The sequence below is a fragment of the Paramesorhizobium endophyticum genome (assembly GCF_014640615.1).
Lineage (GTDB): Bacteria > Pseudomonadota > Alphaproteobacteria > Rhizobiales > Rhizobiaceae > Paramesorhizobium > Paramesorhizobium endophyticum.
Genome location: NZ_BMHH01000009.1, coordinates 117,483 through 133,269 on the forward strand (window position 1 = coordinate 117,483; position 15,787 = coordinate 133,269).

The 15,787-nt window shown below is 61.1% G+C and carries 17 protein-coding genes and 1 tRNA gene; 10 read left to right on the forward strand and 8 right to left on the reverse strand.

The genetic code is table 11. The features are described 5' to 3' along the window. Positions 1 to 70 precede the first annotated feature (70 nt). The 4 genes from serA to IEX53_RS12805 all read left to right on the forward strand — a co-directional run bounded on the left by serA (position 71) and on the right by IEX53_RS12805 (position 5,478). Positions 71 to 1,672 carry a phosphoglycerate dehydrogenase gene (gene serA / locus IEX53_RS12790; protein WP_188824557.1) on the forward strand — a complete coding sequence of 534 codons (1,602 nt, stop codon included), beginning with the start codon at positions 71 to 73 and terminating at the stop codon, positions 1,670 to 1,672. A 1-nt stretch (position 1,673) separates the two neighbouring features. Continuing rightward, complete coding sequence (locus IEX53_RS12795) at positions 1,674 to 2,174, forward strand: GNAT family N-acetyltransferase (RefSeq protein WP_188824558.1); 501 nt, start codon at positions 1,674 to 1,676, stop codon at positions 2,172 to 2,174. A gap of 305 nt (positions 2,175 to 2,479) precedes the next feature. Further along, the gene (locus IEX53_RS12800) at positions 2,480 to 3,769 is read left to right on the forward strand and encodes an adenylosuccinate synthase (protein WP_188824559.1); all 1,290 of its coding nucleotides are present in this window, start codon (positions 2,480 to 2,482) and stop codon (positions 3,767 to 3,769) included. Positions 3,770 to 3,885: 116 nt separating this feature from the next. After that, complete coding sequence (locus IEX53_RS12805; RefSeq protein ID WP_188824560.1) at positions 3,886 to 5,478, forward strand: transcriptional regulator; 1,593 nt, start codon at positions 3,886 to 3,888, stop codon at positions 5,476 to 5,478. Positions 5,479 to 5,852: 374 nt separating this feature from the next. Here the strand turns inward: IEX53_RS12805 and rpoH are convergent, their stop codons facing one another. Both rpoH and IEX53_RS12815 read right to left on the reverse strand, forming a co-directional pair. Next, a complete protein-coding gene (gene rpoH / locus IEX53_RS12810) occupies positions 5,853 to 6,755 on the reverse strand; it encodes an RNA polymerase sigma factor RpoH (protein ID WP_188824561.1) in 903 nt (300 codons plus the stop codon). A 251-nt stretch (positions 6,756 to 7,006) separates the two neighbouring features. Further along, positions 7,007 to 8,008, reverse strand: a complete 1,002-nt coding sequence (locus IEX53_RS12815) for an RluA family pseudouridine synthase (RefSeq protein WP_373288640.1) — start codon at positions 8,006 to 8,008, stop codon at positions 7,007 to 7,009. 94 nt (positions 8,009 to 8,102) lie between these two features. On the opposite strand from IEX53_RS12815, the gene IEX53_RS12820 reads away from it, so the two are divergent. The 3 genes from IEX53_RS12820 to IEX53_RS12830 all read left to right on the forward strand — a co-directional run bounded on the left by IEX53_RS12820 (position 8,103) and on the right by IEX53_RS12830 (position 9,311). Further along, positions 8,103 to 8,594 (forward strand): hypothetical protein, encoded by a 492-nt coding sequence (locus IEX53_RS12820; protein WP_188824562.1) that lies wholly within the window; start codon positions 8,103 to 8,105, stop codon positions 8,592 to 8,594. A gap of 61 nt (positions 8,595 to 8,655) precedes the next feature. Next, positions 8,656 to 8,731, forward strand: a tRNA-Glu gene (locus tag IEX53_RS12825). A gap of 151 nt (positions 8,732 to 8,882) precedes the next feature. Continuing rightward, positions 8,883 to 9,311, forward strand: a complete 429-nt coding sequence (locus IEX53_RS12830) for a Fur family transcriptional regulator (RefSeq protein ID WP_188824563.1) — start codon at positions 8,883 to 8,885, stop codon at positions 9,309 to 9,311. 14 nt (positions 9,312 to 9,325) lie between these two features. On the opposite strand, the gene IEX53_RS12835 is transcribed toward IEX53_RS12830, so the two are convergent. The 4 genes from IEX53_RS12835 to IEX53_RS12850 all read right to left on the reverse strand — a co-directional run bounded on the left by IEX53_RS12835 (position 9,326) and on the right by IEX53_RS12850 (position 12,345). Beyond that, a complete protein-coding gene (locus IEX53_RS12835; protein ID WP_236016180.1) occupies positions 9,326 to 9,535 on the reverse strand; it encodes a DUF3329 domain-containing protein in 210 nt (69 codons plus the stop codon). 65 nt (positions 9,536 to 9,600) lie between these two features. Continuing rightward, positions 9,601 to 9,909: a hypothetical protein gene (locus tag IEX53_RS12840; RefSeq protein WP_188824565.1), complete on the reverse strand. Its 309-nt coding sequence runs from the start codon at positions 9,907 to 9,909 to the stop codon at positions 9,601 to 9,603. 377 nt (positions 9,910 to 10,286) lie between these two features. Beyond that, positions 10,287 to 11,294: a sensor histidine kinase gene (locus IEX53_RS12845; protein ID WP_188824618.1), complete on the reverse strand. Its 1,008-nt coding sequence runs from the start codon at positions 11,292 to 11,294 to the stop codon at positions 10,287 to 10,289. Between the two features lie 256 nt (positions 11,295 to 11,550). Then, positions 11,551 to 12,345, reverse strand: coding sequence for a response regulator (locus IEX53_RS12850; protein WP_188824566.1), 795 nt, complete (start codon positions 12,343 to 12,345; stop codon positions 11,551 to 11,553). Positions 12,346 to 12,518: 173 nt separating this feature from the next. On the opposite strand from IEX53_RS12850, the gene IEX53_RS12855 reads away from it, so the two are divergent. The 3 genes from IEX53_RS12855 to IEX53_RS12865 all read left to right on the forward strand — a co-directional run bounded on the left by IEX53_RS12855 (position 12,519) and on the right by IEX53_RS12865 (position 14,887). Continuing rightward, positions 12,519 to 12,767, forward strand: a complete 249-nt coding sequence (locus tag IEX53_RS12855; protein WP_188824567.1) for a NepR family anti-sigma factor — start codon at positions 12,519 to 12,521, stop codon at positions 12,765 to 12,767. 5 nt (positions 12,768 to 12,772) lie between these two features. Then, on the forward strand, positions 12,773 to 13,321 hold the full coding sequence (locus IEX53_RS12860) for an RNA polymerase sigma factor (RefSeq protein ID WP_373288641.1): 549 nt from the start codon (positions 12,773 to 12,775) through the stop codon (positions 13,319 to 13,321). Between the two features lie 162 nt (positions 13,322 to 13,483). Continuing rightward, positions 13,484 to 14,887, forward strand: a complete 1,404-nt coding sequence (locus IEX53_RS12865) for a sensor histidine kinase (protein WP_236016181.1) — start codon at positions 13,484 to 13,486, stop codon at positions 14,885 to 14,887. A 9-nt stretch (positions 14,888 to 14,896) separates the two neighbouring features. Here the strand turns inward: IEX53_RS12865 and IEX53_RS12870 are convergent, their stop codons facing one another. After that, entirely contained in the window at positions 14,897 to 15,301 is a 405-nt protein-coding gene (locus tag IEX53_RS12870; RefSeq protein ID WP_188824569.1) for a hypothetical protein, read from the reverse strand. Between the two features lie 41 nt (positions 15,302 to 15,342). Then, positions 15,343 to 15,678 (reverse strand): ElaB/YgaM/YqjD family protein, encoded by a 336-nt coding sequence (locus tag IEX53_RS12875; RefSeq protein ID WP_188824570.1) that lies wholly within the window; start codon positions 15,676 to 15,678, stop codon positions 15,343 to 15,345. Positions 15,679 to 15,787: the final 109 nt, after the last annotated feature.

Genomic DNA, 15,787 nt, shown 5'->3' on the forward strand with positions numbered 1-15,787 from the left:
GCGCACTCCTTGAGCGGCTGCGTATGCAGCCGCCTCTTCCCATTTCCTATTTATATTGATGGAGGCCATCATGGCGCCCCGCGTTCTCGTATCGGACAAACTCTCCACCACCGCCGTGCAAATCTTCAAAGACCGCGGCGTCGAGGTCGATTATTTGCCTGACCTCGGCAAGGATAAGGAAAAGCTGCTCGAAATCATCGATCAGTATGACGGCCTGGCCATCCGCTCGGCCACCAAGGTCACGGAAAAGCTCATCGCCGCGGCCAAGAATCTCAAGGTGATCGGCCGCGCCGGCATCGGCGTCGACAATGTCGATATCCCGGCGGCGTCGCGTCGCGGCATCATCGTCATGAACACGCCGTTCGGCAATTCCATCACCACCGCCGAACACGCCATCGCGCTGATGTTCGCCGTGGCGCGCCAGTTGCCGGAGGCGGATGTATCGACCCGCGCCGGCAAGTGGGAGAAAAACCGCTTCATGGGCGTCGAGATCACCGGCAAGACGCTGGGCGTCATCGGCTGCGGCAATATCGGTTCGATCGTCGCGACACGCGGCGTCGGCCTCAAGATGCATGTCGTCGCCTTCGATCCGTTCCTCTCGGAAGCCCGCGCGCAGGAACTGGGCGTGGAGAAGGTGGAGCTGGACGATCTCTTCGCCCGCGCCGATTTCATCACGCTCCACACGCCGCTCACCGACAAGACCCGCAACATCATCAATGCGGATGCAATAAACAAGATGAAGAAGGGCGTGCGCATCATCAACTGCGCGCGCGGCGGACTGATCGTTGAGAAGGATCTGGTCGAGGGGCTGAAGTCCGGCAAGGTCGCCGGGGCTGGCATCGACGTGTTCGAGGTGGAGCCGGCGACGGAGAACGAGCTGTTCCATCTGCCGAATGTCGTCTGCACGCCGCATCTGGGCGCGTCGACCAGTGAAGCGCAGGAGAACGTCGCGTTGCAGGTGGCCGAGCAGATGTCGGACTATCTGATCAAAGGAGCCGTCTCCAACGCCATCAACATGCCCTCGATTACGGCGGAAGAAGCGCCAAGGCTGAAGCCCTTCGTCAAGCTTGCCGAAGTGCTGGGCGCGTTTGTCGGCCAGGTGACGGACGAGCCGATCCAGGAAGTAGAAGTGCTGTTCGACGGCATCACCGCGACGATGAACACGCGTGCGCTCGTCTCGGCGGCGCTGGCCGGGCTCATCCGCCCGCAGGTGGCCGATGTCAATATGGTCTCGGCGCCTATCATGGTGAAGGAGCGTGGCATTATCGTCTCCGAGGTCAAGCGCGACAAGTCGGGCGTGTTCGACGGCTATATCAAGCTGACGGTCAAGACCACGCAGCGCACCCGCTCCATCGCCGGCACCTGCTTCTCCGACGGCAAGCCGCGCTTCATCCAGATCAAGGGCATCAATCTCGACGCCGAAGTCGGCCAGCACATGCTCTATACCACCAATGACGATACGCCGGGCATGATCGGCCTGCTCGGCACGGTGTGCGGCAAGCATGGCGTCAACATCGCCAATTTCTCGCTCGGCCGTGACCGTCCGGGCGGCGACGCCATCGCGCTGCTCTATCTGGACGAGCGCATTCCGGACCATGTGCTGGAAGACCTTCGCGCCAACACGGCGATCAACTCCGCCCGCCCGCTGGAGTTCAACGTGGGCGAGGCCTGATATGACGGATGGGCTGCAATGGCGTGCGATGCGCGGGGAGGATATTCCCGCCGTCAGCGCCATTGCGGCCGCCGTTCATACGGATTTCTTCGAGGACGATGCAGTCTTTGCCGAGCGGCTCGCGCTTTATCCCGCGGGCTGCTTCGTCCTTGAAAAGGCAGGGGGACTTGCCGGCTACGGCATCAGCCACCCCTGGGTCAAATACCGCATACCGGCGCTGAACACGCTGCTCGGGCGTTTGCCTGATGATGCGGACATCTATTATCTTCACGACATCGCTCTTATGCCTGAAGCCCGCTCCGGCGGCTTTGCCTCCCGCGTCGTCCAGATGATGGCTCGACAGGCCGAGCGGGATGGTTTCGCTACCATGGCGCTCGTTGCGGTCAATGGGTCACCGGGCTACTGGCAGAAACAGGGCTTCGCCATTGCCGACGTGCCAGAGCTGACGGCCAAGCTTCTCAGCTATTCCGTCGATGCGCGGTATATGGTGCGGGTGCATTGATTAAAACGTTGGCGGGACAGCGCCCCCCTCTGTCCTGCCGGACATCTCCCCCGCGAGGGGGGAGATTACGCTCTCACTTCCGCTTTCGCCAATGATGTAGAATAAGCTCCGCCATCGATGGAAGCCAATCTCCCCCCTTGCGGGGGAGATGCCCGGCAGGGCAGAGGGGGGCGCCTCGCGATTCCGTAAAAACACGATTTGCTTTAAGAAAAGAAGGGTCGCGCTTTGCGGAATGAGCCTGTATAGAAGCTCACGTTTGTCATTTCATGGCGGGCGGTTCTCCGCCCGGAGCGGAGAGTTTCTTTATGGCCAATGTGGTTGTCGTCGGGTCGCAGTGGGGCGACGAGGGCAAGGGTAAGATCGTCGACTGGCTGTCGGAGCGCGCCGATGTGATCGTGCGCTATCAGGGCGGCCACAATGCCGGCCATACGCTCGTCATCGACGGTGTCAGCTACAAGCTCTCGCTGCTGCCTTCCGGCCTCGTGCGCGGCAAGCTCAGCGTTATCGGCAATGGCGTGGTGGTCGATCCGCATCATTTCGTCGCCGAAGTGGCGAAGCTGCGCGCGCAGGGCGTCGAGATTTCGCCCGATGTGCTGCGCATCGCCGAAAACGCGCCGCTGATCCTGTCGCTGCACCGCGATCTCGATGCGATGCGCGAGGGTTCCAATTCCGGCCTCAAGATCGGCACGACCAAGCGGGGCATCGGCCCGGCCTATGAGGATAAGGTTGGCCGTCGCGCCATCCGCGTCATCGATCTTGCAGAGCCCGATACGCTGGAGCCGAAGGTCGAGCGCCTGCTTGCGCACCACAATGCGCTGCGGCGCGGCATGGGGCTGGAGGAAATCGAGGTCGGTGCGATCATGCGCGAGCTCACCTCGGTCGCCGATGAGATCCTGCCCTATATCGATCAGGTCTGGCGCGTGCTTGATGAACGCCGCAAGGCGGGCGACCGCATCCTTTTCGAGGGTGCGCAGGGCGCGCTGCTCGACAACGACCATGGCACCTATCCGTTCGTGACGTCGTCCAACACCGTGGCCGGGCAGGCCGCCGCCGGCTCGGGCCTTGGGCCCACGGCAATCGGCTATGTGCTGGGCATCACCAAGGCGTACACGACGCGCGTGGGCGAGGGGCCTTTTCCGACCGAGCTTCATGACGAAATCGGCAATTTCCTCGGCACCCGCGGCCATGAGTTCGGCGTGGTGACGGGGCGCAAGCGCCGCTGCGGCTGGTTCGATGCGGTCATCGTGCGCCAGACCGTGCGCACTTCCGGCATCAACGGCATCGCGCTCACCAAGCTCGACGTGCTTGACGGGCTCGAAGAGATCAAGATCTGCGTCGCCTATGAACTTGACGGCAAGCGGATTGATTATCTGCCCGCCTCCATGGGCGCGCAGGCGCGCGTCAAGCCGATCTATGAGACGCTGTCCGGCTGGTCAGAGACGACAGCGGGTGCGCGTTCGTGGAACGAGCTTCCGGCGCAGGCGGTCAAATATGTCCGCTATATCGAGGAACTGATCGGCGCGCCGGTGGCAATGCTCTCGACGAGTCCCGAGCGGGAGGATACCATATTGGTGACGGATCCCTTCCAGGATTGAGTGTCCCAAAGTTATTCCCATCAAAAGCATAATCTCGACGCGATTTTGCTTTTGATGGTTTATTGTGATTATTAGGGTGATGGTAGTAAAACCTCACAGAGCATGAGCATCACGGCATGGCGGACTTTGCAGCGGTACTGAAGAAGACGATCGACGCGCAGGCGAACCCGACGCCCGAGTTGCGGCAGCGCGTCTACGACAAGGCCCGCGCGACGATTGAACAGAAGCTCGCCGCCGCCAATGCGCCGGCCGCCGTCGCCGCCAAGCAGCGCAAGGCGCTGGAAGACGCCATCGCTGAAATCGAGGCGGAGTATGCGCATGCTCCGCAAGCAGCTGCCGCAAGCCGGCAGCAACCTGCGAGAGCGCCCGAGCCCAAGCCTGCGCCACGGCCCGTCGCGCCACCGGCGCCCGCCGTGCCGCCGAAAGCCGCGCCAAGGCCGTCTGCGCCCGCACCGAGGCCCGCGCGTGTGGAACCCCGTGTCGAGCCGGCCATGCCGGACCCGGAACCGCGCGCGGCGCGACGCGCTCCGGCCAGGGCGCCGGAGCCGGGTCCCGATCCGCTCGATGATTTCCTGAAGGGCGCCCAGCCACGCACTGCTGCACCCGCCCAAGCGGCACCGGACTTTACCCAGTCCCGGACGTCCGGCGGACGCAAGAAGCCTTCCCGCAGGGCCGAGTTGGAACTGGACGAGGAAGAGCGGGACGAATGGCGGCAGGATGGCGAGGAGGAAGGAAACTTCGCGCGCGACGAGGACTATGGTGGCGAACGCCGGCGTGGCGTGGGCAAGGGGCTGGTGTTCGGCCTTGTCGCGCTGCTGCTGCTCGGCGGCGCGGGCTATGCCGCCTGGAGCAACCAGGACCAGTTGCAGACCTATCTGGCCAACCTGATGGCGCAGTTCGAGGGCGAGAAGGACGCTGCGGTACAGCCTGCCGCGACGACACCACCTGCTCAGAAGCCCACCCCGGCGGCGACCAATGCTGCGCCCAGCAATAACCAGCCGCAAGCCCCGAAGCTGACACAGCGGCTCTTGCCTGACGGTACGGAGATCGATCCGGGTCCCGCCGGAGATACGCCCGGCGTGGGTGAGGGAACCTCCGTCGCCGAAGCGAGCGGCCAGGCTGCGCAGCCGTCTGCCGAGCAGGCGCCCCAAGCGGCCATTCCGGTCGGGCAGCAGGCCTTTTTCTATGAAGAGCGTAGCGGCCAGGAGGCGGGGTCGGCGAAGAAGGGTTCGGTGGTCTGGTCGGAAGTGCAGGATTCTCCTGGTGATGGCGAGCCGGCGGAACCGGCGATCCGCGCGGATGTCACCATCCCCGAGAACAATATCAAATTGCGCCTGACCATCCGCCGCAATACCGACAAATCGCTGCCCGCGAGCCATTTGATCGAGATGATCTTCTCCGTGCCGCAGGATTTTCCTGGCGGGGCGATCGATAATGTGCAGCGCGTGACCTTCAAGGACACGGAGCAATCGGCGGGCAGCCCGCTGATCGCCATTCCGAACAAGATCGCGGACAATCTCTTCATCGTGGCGCTGAATGACGCGCGCACGGCGATCGACACCAACATGACGCTCATGCGCCGCCAGCAGTGGATCGATATTCCGATCACCTACCGCACGGGCCGCCGCGCGCTGATCACGGTGGAGAAGGGCGTGCCTGGTGAGAAGGTGTTCAACGACGTGCTGAAGGCTTGGGGTGTTGGCGGGTAGGGGCGTATTGCGCGCCTTACGCGCCATCGAGGCGGCTTACCAGGGCTAATGGTAGGTAGATTTCTGTCGGTGCGACTGCATAGGCGATCCCTTCACCGTCGCCCTTCGAGGCTCGCTACGCGAGCACCTCAGGATGAGGGTGAAGGGCGTTGGCGTTTCAGGGTGAGCGTGAGCAGCAGCGCTTGAGTAGCCCTCATGGTGAGGTGCGAATGGAGCGCAGCGGAATGAGCCTCGAACCACGAGGGCGCTTGGCGCTGTTTCATCAAAACAAGAGTTGCTGTAATTCTCTTTCAACGATGGCGTACGAGATGGCGCCGCACACAAAAAAGCCCCGCCGAAACCGGCGGAGCTCTTGAAAAATCAACCGAAAACGATCACGCCCCGGCTTGCGCCAATGCCTTCTGCTGGCTGATGGCTGCGGCTTTTACCGAATCCTGCACCTTCTCGAAGGCGCGCACTTCGATCTGGCGCACGCGCTCGCGGCTGATGCCGAACTCGGCGGAAAGATCCTCCAGCGTCACCGGGTCATCAGCCAGGCGGCGCGCCTCGAAGATGCGGCGTTCGCGGTCGTTGAGCGAAGCCATGGCACCTGTCAGCATGGAGCGGCGGTTTTCCAGCTCGTCCTGCTCGATCAGGATCTGCTCCTGGCTGGAGCTGTCATCGACGAGCCAGTCCTGCCATTCGCCCGATTCGCCCTCCGTTGCGCGGATCGGCGCGTTGAGCGAGGCATCGCCGGATAGACGCCGGTTCATCGAGATCACCTCTTCCTCGCTGACATTCAGCCGGGTGGCGATTTCGCTGACCTGTTCGGGGTTGAGATCGCCCTCGTCCAGCGCCTGAATCTTGCTCTTCACCTTGCGCAGGTTGAAGAACAGGCGCTTCTGGTTGGCGGTGGTGCCCATTTTGACGAGGCTCCACGAGCGCAGGATATATTCCTGGATCGAGGCCTTGATCCACCACATGGCATAGGTTGCCAAGCGGAAGCCGCGCTCCGGCTCGAAGCGCTTGACCGCCTGCATCAGGCCGACATTGCCCTCGGAAATGACTTCGCCGATGGGCAGGCCGTAGCCGCGGTAGCCCATGGCGATCTTCGCCACCAGGCGCAGATGGCTCGTCACAAGCTTGTGGGCGGCCTGCGGGTCGCCATGTTCTAGATATCGCTTGGCCAGCATGTATTCTTCCTGCGGCTCAAGCATGGGAAAACGCCTGATTTCCTCCAGATAGCGCGTAAGACCACCATCGCCGGAAACAAGGCTTGGAAGACTGGTCTGGGCCATATAGCACCCTCCTCTTTGGAACAGCGGGCCCCCCACCATGGGCAGACCCGATACGCCCCGCTTGCCCTTCGCAACGCGGGGCATAACGACACCATATAACCACCATTTTGGCGAAAACACGATGCCTTAAGATAGGAAACAATCCGTCACACTTAAGTGAACGGAAATATCATGTCAGAGGTTTCACTTTTTTCGCGAAAAAGAAATTCAAATCCGAACAAGCAACATAAAGATGAAAGCCTTATACACCGTTATGCGTGCGCGCGAAAGGCTTCGACCAACTCCGCCATATCCTGCGGCATGGAAGCTTCGAAGGTCATGAGTTCCTCACTCACCGGGTGGATGAAGGACAGAAGCTGTGCATGCAGCGCCTGGCGGGGGAATTCCATAACGATCTGCTTCAGCGGCTCCACCAGCTTGTTGGCCTTGGTCTTGAAGGCGCTGCCATATTCCATGTCGCCCACCAAGGGATGACCGATATGGGCCATGTGGACGCGAATCTGGTGCGTTCTGCCGGTTTCAAGGCGGCACTCGATGAGCGAGGCGAGCGCGGTGGCGTCTTCCTTGGCGCCGAACTTCTCTACCACCGAATAATGCGTCACCGCATGGCGGGCGTCGTCGCGGGCCTCGCTCACCACCGCTTGCCGCGTGCGGTCTTTATGCGAGCGGCCAAGATGGGCATCGACCGTGCCATGGGTGCGGTCCGTGGTGCCCCAGACGAGGGCCAGATAGGCGCGTTCGAGATCGCCGGTGCGGCCATGGTCGGCAAACTGGGCGGAGAGGTGGCGATGGGCGCGGTCGTTCTTCGCAACGACCATGACGCCGGTCGTCTCCTTGTCGAGGCGGTGGACGATGCCGGGCCGCTTGACGCCGCCGATGCCCGAGAGCGTGTCGCCGCAATGATGGATCAGCGCGTTGACGAGCGTGCCTGTCCAATTGCCGTTTCCGGGATGGACCACCAGCCCTGCCGGCTTGTTGATGACGATGACGTCATCATCTTCGTAGAGGATATCGAGCGGGATATCCTCGCCCTGCGGCTCGGCTGGCTCCGGCTCCGGCATCTGGAGGCCTATCACCATGCCCTCGCGCAGCTTGGCCTTCGGCTCCAGCACTGGCTTGCCATCCACCGTAACCTGGCCGTCCGCGATCAGCGACTGGATGCGGCTGCGCGACAAATCCGGGCCAAGCTCACCCGCCAGCCACTGGTCGAGGCGCTTTCCCGCGGCGGCGGCATCGGCAATTAGCTCTTTCAATCGTAACTTCCCTTCGTTATCACGCGGCCTGCCGCATATTTATCCACATGATCCCTCATTTCGAGGATCATGCGCGAACCGGAGACCATATTCGATGCAGGATCGATATCATCAGGACTATCCTGATCACCAGACCTATCCGGACCATCAGAGCCAAGCCTACCAGACTCATCAGGGGCAGGCCTATCCGGGCGCTTATCCGGCGGAGCCTCCGCTCGACCCTGCCATGGAAAAGGTTCGCCGCAAGATGATGCGGCTGCTGGCGGTTTCGATCGGCATCATGCTTGTCGGTCTTATGGCCGTGCTGGCGGCCGTTGTCTACAAGATCAACCAGCCCAGCGAGCCGGAAGCACCAGAGGCGCGGACCGATATACCCGGCCAGCAGGCCGTGGTGCCGGAGACGCCGCCTGCCGTCATCGAAAGCCAAGTGCCGCTTGCGCCGGGCACTCGCCTGCTGTCGCAAAGCATTTCCGGCGATCTCGTCTCTCTCGAAACGCTGTTGCCCGATGGCGGCACGGAAATCGTCGTCTACGACTACAAAAAATCCCGGATCGTCGCCCGGATGCGCCTCGGTCCCATAGAGTGAAATTATTTTGCCGATTAGCCGTTGCGCTTTCATTCGCGCTTGGCTATATCGGCGCTGCTGCGCGCCCATCGTCTAGCGGTCCAGGACGCCGCCCTCTCACGGCGGAAACAGGGGTTCGATTCCCCTTGGGCGTGCCATTTATTTCTCCCACATCCAGATCTGATTATTCTGGCTAGGAAGCCTGGAGAATCGGAGCGATGCCAATCTCCCGGCGTCCCTCATCATGCGCCTCGGTAAGGACGGCCGCAAATTTTGCAAAACCTTGTCAACTGGCGCATAATCCGCTCTATGGGCAGGATGAATCAGAAGCCAGATTATGAGAAGGAATTGCGCGCGGCGGGGGTGCGGATCACCCGGCCAAGGCGGGTCATTCTCGACATATTGTCTGCTACCGAAGACCATCCCGACGCGATGGAGATTTTCCGCCGCGCGGTGGCGGTGGACAAGAGCATCTCTCTTTCAACCGTCTATCGCACGATGAAGCTTCTGGAAGAGCGCGGCGCGATTCACCGCCATGCCTTTGCCGGCGGGCCGTCGCGGTTCGAGCAGGCAAGCTCCCATCATGACCATTTGATCGATATCGAAACCGGCGACGTCATCGAATTTCATTCCGACAGCATCGAAAAACTGCAGGAAGAGATCGCCCGCTCGCTTGGCTATGACATCGTGCATCACAGGCTGGAGCTTTATGGACGCAAGAGGAAGGTCGGCAAGTAGGGGAGACGGTGTCCTTACTCGCCTGTCTCCTTGCCCGATTCCATGGGCTGATACTTCCACAGATAAGCCCACGCGCCGTAAAGCGTCACGCCGAGGGTCAGCGTTCCCCAGAAGGAATCGCCTCGCGTCCACTCAACAATACTCCAGATCGCGCAGAAGGCGATGAGGAGGACGCGCCGCCAGAGCGGATCGAGAAAGGGGTGGGAAGCGGAATTGCGGTTCAAGGCTGCCTCTTTCATTGGGTATTGCGGGCAGCCGTTTCTAGCCCAATAAGTCGCCGATTGCGAGCTTATCCGGATTCGCTTCGCGCGGTCTCCGCCTGGTCTTCGTGCTCCTCAAGTATCGTGACCTGCAATTCGTCGTTCTTGTCGATTTCCCAGTAGATGGCGGGGTCGCGGTCCATGAGCTCGGGGTCGACCTCCACGCATTTGCCGTAGGCCCTTGTGGCTTCCGCCGCGAGATTGTCGAGCGCCGGCTTCAGCTCGGTCCTGCATGTGGCGATCGTCTCATAGGACACGGTCGGCGCGGGCTGGACATTGCACACGTCCATATCGTTCGAGCACGTTACCAAGAGCATGATGGCAGCCAGATGTTGCATGGCTTGAACTCCTTTGACGAAGTTAACGGATAACGCATGTATGCAGTTCCGTTTTCATCGAAGGCTCTCCGTGAGAGACCATGCCTGGCATGTGTGTAGATGATGCTGACGGGATTGGAAAAAATTGAGAAAAATCTTCCTCCCTTCGGGAACTTCCCGTGCGCTTGCCCGTTATTGGACTATCGATGCCTGACACACCCCGCCCCCCTCACGAAAGTTGTCAGGCATCGGGCTGCAAGCGCCCCCCTAACCCTTGCAGCCGTTTACGCCGGGATGCACACCGTCCCAGAGCGTGAAATCGGATCGCCACGGGCTTCAGCACAGCTGGCCTGTGGCGATCTTTTTGTGCGCTCGTTTTTGAGAGAAAATCGAGACGATCAGAAATCGAAATGCGTACGGGGCACGTCGAGCGAATAGGTCACGCCATCGGGCTCGATGCGGTAGCTCGAGGTGCCATCCACCGAAATCGGCACGATGCGCTCCAGAACGGCGCTGCCGAAGCGGGCATTGGGGTCGGAGCCTTTGAGCGCGCTGGGAACTTTCTCATCCCACCGGATCGAAAGCGACATATAATCCGTGCCGGCGTTTTCGAAACGTCCGGACACTGCGACCCGGCCATCACTATTCGAGAGCGCGCCATAGGCAGCGGAGTTGACGATCAACTCATGCAGGGCGAGACCGATGTGGAGGGCCGCACCGGGAAAGATATAGGGATCGGCGCCCGATAAGCTGAAGCGCGGATCGGAGATGTCGACATATTTCTGCATCTGCGAGCGGACAAGCTCGTGAAACCGTGCGCCGCGCCAGTTGGAATCCGTCACCAGGTCCTGCGAATAGGAGAGCGACTGCACGCGCCCCCGGAAGCGCGAGAGGAAATCGTCGATCGTCTCGGTAAAGCGCGCCGTCTGCATGGCGATGCTCTGGATGATGGCGAGCAGATTCTTCGAGCGGTGGCTGACCTCGCGCAGCAGTGTCTTCAGCACCTGCTCGCGCCGCTTGAGCTCGGTTATGTCCACGCCTGTCGTCACGATGCCGATGAGCGCGCCGGTATCGTCGCGATCAGCGTCGATGGAAAGCTCGAACCAGCGAATCTCGGCGCCATGGGAGAGGCAGATTTCCACCCGCTGCAGCTCGCCGGTTTCCAGCACCGCCTGCTTGGCAGCGGCGAGCCTTGCCGTCATGGCCTCCTGCACCAGTTCCTCGTCCTGGACGCCTTCACGCCACAGATCGGTCCATACATCCGGCAGGTTTTCAGCCCAGACATAGGCGAGATCAGGGGATTGATAGAGCACGAAGACATTGCTGTTGCGGATCGCCTGGACCAGCGAGCGCAATCGCACTGTATCCTTGTCTTCGGCTTTTGTGAAAGGCAGGGTAGCGGCCATCATTTCTATAGCCCGGCGCGGATTACGCCGTCCATGTGGTCATCCATTTTTGCAGGGCGCGCTTTTTCCAATCGCATGGCAACTCCCCGGTGACCACCGGTGCTCCTCTTCGTCATCTGAAGGTCCAGAACGCGAAAAGGTAAGATAAGTTCCTTCATCACAAGGCAGTAGGGCAATAAGGCAGCCGGGTAATGTTTTCCGCAAAAAAGGAAACAAGACGTAAACGTGCTGCTTTATTGCCCCATTGCCTTGTCGGTCAGGCTGCCAGCTTGGATTTTTCCTCGAAGAAAAGCGCTTGGCTGATCAGCGCCTTCACCATTTCAGGGTTGAACGGCTTGGTGACGAGGAAGGTCGGCTCCGGCCGTTCTCCCGTCAGCAGCCGCTCGGGGAAAGCGGTGATGAAAATGACGGGAATGGTGCTCGTCTGGAGGATTTCGTTGATGGCGTCGAGGCCGGAGCTGCCATCGGCAAGCTGGATGTCGGCAAGCACCATGCGGGGCTTGGCGGAATGGTAGCACTCGAGCGCTTCCTTGTGCGTACGGGCTATGCCGACGACCTCATGACCGAGGCTCTGCACCATCTGCTCGATATCCATGGCGATCAGAGGTTCGTCCTCGATGATCAGAATCTTTGTCGCCACCTGCCGCGAAATTTCCTGCGATGCTTCGCCCAGAAGGGCCATAAGCTCCTCTTCGCTGATGCCGAGGATTTCGGCGGCTTCCTTTTCATTGAAGGCCTCCACGGAGACGAGGAGGAAAGCCTGCCGCGCCTTGGGCGCCACCCCGCCCAGATTTGCCGCAGTCCGCGCTTCCCAGTTCAGATCCGACGTCGCCTCGGGAACCCGGATGGCTGTCGTTTCGAACATGCTGGAGAAGAGCTTGTAAAGGCCTATCTTGTCGGAAGAACATTCGGGAAAGATTGAAATATCGGCGATGAGCGCTTCCAATGTGGCGGCCACATAGGCATCCCCGGAGGTTTGGGAGCCGGTCACGGCACGGGAAAAGCGGCGAAGATAGGGAAGATGCGGCGCGATGCGCGTCGATAAAGTCATGCTTGAGCTCCCTTCAAGTCCGTAGAAGTCACGGTACAGCCGTTCATAAACGTATCCGAGGGAAAAAAGTTCCCATGTATACGGAACTTTTTGCGATGCCCCGCATTATAAGGGGGAAATGCGGCATAAACATGCGGCCTGTTATCGGGCTTGGAAAGAATGGCTGGGACAAAATGAGCGAAAAATCCAATCTTCGTCCGCGTGCAGAAACCCCGGACGGAAAGGCCGCCCACGGGCGGGACGAGCTGGGCCCCAATAGCGAGATCGGCTCGAAGCTGAAGGCCCTGTACACCTCCATCCAGGAAGAGACCATCCCCGAGCGCTTCCTCGATCTTCTCGAAAAACTCGATCAGGCGGAGCGTGGCCAATCGGTGAGCCAACCCGCCGAGGACGCCCAAATCAACGTTCCGGTCATGGAGTGATGGACATGGAAACCCGCACTACGTTCAAGAAGGATCTGTTGCGGGCGCTTCCCAGCCTGCGCGCCTTCGCCGTCTCGCTGGTCGGCCAGCAGGACAAGGCCGACGATCTCGTCCAGGACACCATCATGAAGGCTTGGGCCAAACAGGAGTCCTTCGAGATCGGGACCAATATCAAGGCCTGGCTCTTCACCATCCTGCGCAATGAGTTCTACAGCCAGATGCGCAAGCGCGGTCGCGAGGTGCAGGACAGCGAGGGCACGTTCACGAGCCAGCTCGCCGTGCATCCCTCGCAATATGGCGCGCTGGATTTGCAGGATTTCCGCAAGGCGCTCGACCAACTGCCCGCCGACCAGCGCGAGGCGATCATCCTCATCGGCGCGTCCGGATTTGCCTATGAGGAAGCGGCGGAGATCTGCGGTTGCGCCGTCGGCACCATCAAGAGCCGAGTCAGCCGGGCACGCACGCGGCTTCAGGAGCTGCTTGGCGTCAATGGCGAATCGGATTACGGCCCCGATGCGCTTTCCGCACCGGTGACGACCCGTTCCTTCGCATGAGGTGATTTCAGCCGCAATGGTGCTGTCCGGAAGTGTGCTATTTCCCGCTACGGCGACCTTCGGTCCGGGGGTGGGGCCGGCCAAAAATGTGGGATTTCGCTTTTCTTGCAGAGAAGCGTATGATCTGGCTCGTAAAGGCTGCAACTCCTTCTAGCGGGTCAGATGAACGATACTTCGGGACAAGTGCCGGAACCTCGGATGCGGGCGGGCTATTGGCGGCAGCTTGCGGTCATGATTTCATTGGCCCTGGTGATGCTGACGGCCGCCTCCACCGTCTTTCTCACGCGCGGCATCAACCACCAGATCGCCGACGTTTCCAATACCTACCAGCTTCTCCATCAGGCGAACAAAACGCTTCTGCTCGTCACCAATATGGAAACGAGCCAGCGCGGCTATCTCCTGACGCTGGACCGCTCCTATCTCGACCTCTATCACGCGGCTTCGCTCTCCATCGACGAATCCATCGGCCGGCTCGCCGGGATGGCGCGCAGCAATTCGGAGCAGGAGGCGCGTGTGCAGGAGATCGCCGGGCTCACCGCGCAGATCCAGACCTGGGTGAGGCAAACAGTCGAACTGGCGATCGAGGGGCGTTTCGGAAAAGCCCTGGAGGAAGTCCACAGCGACAAAGGCAAGATGCTGATGGACGATTTGCGCAAGGCGATCCGCACCTTCATGGACGAGGAGGACCGGCGGCTCATCCAGCGCAATGAAATCGTGACCCGCACCCGCGACTGGCTGACGGTCACCTCGCTGGCGGCGCTCGGCAGCGCGGTGATGCTTGCCTATTTCCTGTTCAGCCGGGTGCAGCGCTATGCCCGGCAATTGCGCGAGGGGCAGAGCGCGCTGCTTTCCGAAAATGTGCTTCTGGAGCAGGCCGTCAAGGAGCGCACGGTGGAACTGGAACATGCGCGCGCCGTCGCCGAGCGGGAACGGGAGCGTGTCGAAGTGCTGCTGCAGGACAGCAACCACCGCATCGGCAACTCGCTTGCGACAGTTGCCTCGCTTCTCAGCCTGCAATTGGGGCAGGCGACCAATGAGGATACGCGGAAGGTTCTGATCGCCGCGCGCGACCGCGTACAGACGATCTCAACAGCGCATCGCCGCCTGCGGCTCGGTGAGGATCTGGAATCCATCCGTGCGGACGAGTTCCTGCAAGCGGTTATCGAAGACCTTACGCTGGCGCTCACTTCGGGCGAGCGGATCAAGTTCAAGACCGATTTCGCTTCGGTCAACCTCAACGCGCGCGATGCCACGACGATTGGCGTCATCCTGGGCGAGCTCGTCACCAATGCCGTCAAGCATGCCTTTCCCGACGATGCGCACGGCACCGTTTCGGTGAGCTTCGGACCCGACGAGAATGGCACCCTTGCCCTGACGGTGGCCGATGACGGCGTCGGCTACGGCAAGGGCAAGACCCCGCATCGCCGGGGCAAGCGCCAAGGCCTGGGAATGCTCGTCATCGAACAGCTCAGCCTGCAATTCGGAGACTCGCCGCATTTCGCCAGCAACAGCCCCAGCGGCACGAAGGCCGTCATCCGCTTTCCCTCACTGGAAGTGGGCAAGTGATCGGCGTGTTTATGAATTTCCCCGGCTTCGGTGCCTGCCTTTGGCCTCGGCGCCATCGGACACCAGCCCATAAGCAGCCAGCGCAATGATGGGCAGGGCAGCGGCGAGGAGAGGCCGTTTCGTCAGGCTGGGAAGAGCGGCGAGGGCCATCGCCACAAGCATGCTCGATCCTTCCGCTTCCCTGCGTTCGCGCATGCGGCGCCGGCGCCGGGCTTCCGATGCCTTGATCGCGAAAAGGCCGATAACGGCAATGGCGAAGCAGCCGAGAGCGACGATCAGCGCGGCGTAGACGCTGCCCAAGGCGACCGCGAGCGCCAGATAGGCCGTCGCCAACAGGAAGATCACGCCGACCAGCGTAAAGAAGGCGATGACGGCCATCCAGGCGCCCTTATATTTCCATTCGCGGATTGCCATGGCCGCCTCCTGTCCCAGCAATGGGAGAAGAAGCCGCAGCATCAGCGACGAGCCATCAGCGCCAGAAGGAAACCGATGCCTGCCGCCGCCGCTATGGTCGTCAAAGGGCGTTCGCGCGCGGAAGCGGCGAGCTGGTCGTGAAGCTGGTTGACGGTGTTTTCGCCGGTCTGGCGCGCGCTGTTATAGGTTTTTGCCGCGCCGCGCCGGGCTTCGCGCACCTTCTCCGACCCCAGATCGGTGATCGCTGAGGCAAGCCCGGCAATGTCGTCCTTCAGCCGCGCTATCTGAGCCTGCAGATCGGCCGTATCCTCATCGCCATTGGATCTGTCCGTGGGGATGTCCTTGGCCTGACGGAGTGTGGTCGATGCTTGAGCCATGTTTTCTCTCCTTGGATGATAAAGGCCGGATATCATCGGAGTAACGGCCCATCGCCGGTTCGGTTCCAATTCCCGCGCCGATTTACTATGGATGGCCTATTAAATCGGA

Coding starts and splice junctions, on each gene's coding strand:
- IEX53_RS12845 (WP_188824618.1), bottom strand. CDS start 11,294: ATGGCCGCTACCCTGCCTTTCACAAAAGCCGAAGACAAGGATACAGTG.
- IEX53_RS12855 (WP_188824567.1), top strand. CDS start 12,519: ATGAGCGAAAAATCCAATCTTCGTCCGCGTGCAGAAACCCCGGACGGA.
- IEX53_RS12865 (WP_236016181.1), top strand. CDS start 13,484: ATGAACGATACTTCGGGACAAGTGCCGGAACCTCGGATGCGGGCGGGC.
- IEX53_RS12875 (WP_188824570.1), bottom strand. CDS start 15,678: ATGGCTCAAGCATCGACCACACTCCGTCAGGCCAAGGACATCCCCACG.
- IEX53_RS12805 (WP_188824560.1), top strand. CDS start 3,886: ATGGCGGACTTTGCAGCGGTACTGAAGAAGACGATCGACGCGCAGGCG.
- IEX53_RS12795 (WP_188824558.1), top strand. CDS start 1,674: ATGACGGATGGGCTGCAATGGCGTGCGATGCGCGGGGAGGATATTCCC.
- IEX53_RS12820 (WP_188824562.1), top strand. CDS start 8,103: ATGCAGGATCGATATCATCAGGACTATCCTGATCACCAGACCTATCCG.
- IEX53_RS12800 (WP_188824559.1), top strand. CDS start 2,480: ATGGCCAATGTGGTTGTCGTCGGGTCGCAGTGGGGCGACGAGGGCAAG.
- IEX53_RS12840 (WP_188824565.1), bottom strand. CDS start 9,909: ATGCAACATCTGGCTGCCATCATGCTCTTGGTAACGTGCTCGAACGAT.
- IEX53_RS12870 (WP_188824569.1), bottom strand. CDS start 15,301: ATGGCAATCCGCGAATGGAAATATAAGGGCGCCTGGATGGCCGTCATC.
- serA (WP_188824557.1), top strand. CDS start 71: ATGGCGCCCCGCGTTCTCGTATCGGACAAACTCTCCACCACCGCCGTG.
- rpoH (WP_188824561.1), bottom strand. CDS start 6,755: ATGGCCCAGACCAGTCTTCCAAGCCTTGTTTCCGGCGATGGTGGTCTT.
- IEX53_RS12850 (WP_188824566.1), bottom strand. CDS start 12,345: ATGACTTTATCGACGCGCATCGCGCCGCATCTTCCCTATCTTCGCCGC.
- IEX53_RS12830 (WP_188824563.1), top strand. CDS start 8,883: ATGGGCAGGATGAATCAGAAGCCAGATTATGAGAAGGAATTGCGCGCG.
- IEX53_RS12860 (WP_373288641.1), top strand. CDS start 12,773: ATGGAAACCCGCACTACGTTCAAGAAGGATCTGTTGCGGGCGCTTCCC.